This window comes from Micromonospora deserti (assembly GCF_003236335.1).
Classification (GTDB): Bacteria; Actinomycetota; Actinomycetes; order Mycobacteriales; family Micromonosporaceae; genus Micromonospora; species Micromonospora deserti.
In genome coordinates this window covers 1-1,343 of record NZ_POUB01000507.1, presented here as the reverse complement: position 1 = coordinate 1,343, position 1,343 = coordinate 1, and the positions used below count along the sequence as shown (strand labels likewise).

The following is a 1,343-nucleotide window of genomic DNA, read 5'->3' as shown; positions in this document are numbered from 1 at the left end:
CACTTCTAGCTTCGTCGGCAGCGTCAGATGTGTAATAAGAGACAGCCCCACCGCCGTACGGCGTTCCGCCGCATCCCGGCCCGGCGTACCCGGATCCCGGGGCGCCGTGGCCCGGGGCGGCACCGGAGCGCGCCGAGCCCCGGCAGCGGCTGCACCCGCTGAGCCCGGCGCTGCACGGCGCCAAGTCGCTGGTCGTGGTGATCGCCGGGCTGTCCTGGTCGACCCTGTCCCGGGTCGGCTTCGGCTGGTTCGCGCTGATGGCGGTCGTGCTGGCCCTGGGCGCCACGGTGCTGGCGGTGGTCAGCTGGTACAACACCGGCTACCACGTGGTCGGCCGCGAGCTGCGGGTGTACGAGGGGTTGCTGTGGCGGCGCACCCGGGCCATCCCGCTGGAACGGCTCCAGGCCGTCGAGGTGGTCCGTCCGCTGCTCGCCCAGCTCACCGGCCTGGCCGAGCTGCGCCTGGAGGTGGTCGGCGGCGGCAAGACCGAGGCGCCGCTGGCGTACCTGAGCGTCGCCGACGCGACCGCACTGCGTTACCGGCTGCTCGTCCTCGCCGGGCGGGCGGCCGCTGCCCCGGCGGCGGCGCCGGGCCCGGTCACGGCCGTGGGAGCCGGCGGGCCGGCGGTCCCGCCCGGCCGGCCGCTGCACGCGGTGCGCAACGAGGATCTGCTGGTCAGCCAGCTGCTGACGCCACAGGCGTTCCTGCTGCCTCTCGGGGTGGCGTTCGTGGCGGCGCAGTTCCTCTCCGAGGGATCCTGGTCGTTCATCGCGGTGGCCAGCACCCTCACCGCCATGGCCGGCATACTGCTGCAACCGGTCCGGCGGGTGCTCGACGACTGGAACTTCCGGCTGGCCCGGGACGAGGACACGCTGCGCATCCGCAACGGCCTGCTGGAGACCCGCGCCCAGACGGTTCCGCTGCACCGGGTGCAGACCGTCGGGGTGACCTGGCCGCTGCTGTGGCGAGTCAAGGGCTGGCTGAGGCTGCGGCTGGAGGTGGCCGGCTACTCCGCCGGGGAGGCCGACGCGCGCAACCGGCCGGACCGGCTGCTCCCGGTCGGTGACCTGCCCGTCGGGGCGGCCATCGTCGCCGAGGTGCTGCCGGGGGTGCGGCTGACCGCGCTGCCGCTCACCCCGCCGCCGGCACGCGCCCGCTGGGTGAATCCGCTGAGCCGGGGCGTGCTCGGCGCCGGCCTCGACGACCGGGTCTTCGCCGTCCGGTCCGGCCTGCTCACCCGGCAGCTGGCGCTGGTGCCGTACGCCCGGATCCAGAGTGTGCGGGTGGTGCAGGGGCCGGCGCAGCGGCGGCTGGGGCTGGCCACCGTGCACGCGGACACCGCG

The 1,343-nt window shown here is 75.4% G+C and carries 1 protein-coding gene; it reads left to right on the top strand.

What is annotated here, in order from left to right:
• Positions 1–149 precede the first annotated feature (149 nt).
• A partial coding sequence (locus C1I99_RS31595) for a PH domain-containing protein (RefSeq protein ID WP_111137782.1) occupies positions 150–1,343 on the top strand: 1,194 nt, incomplete at its 3' end.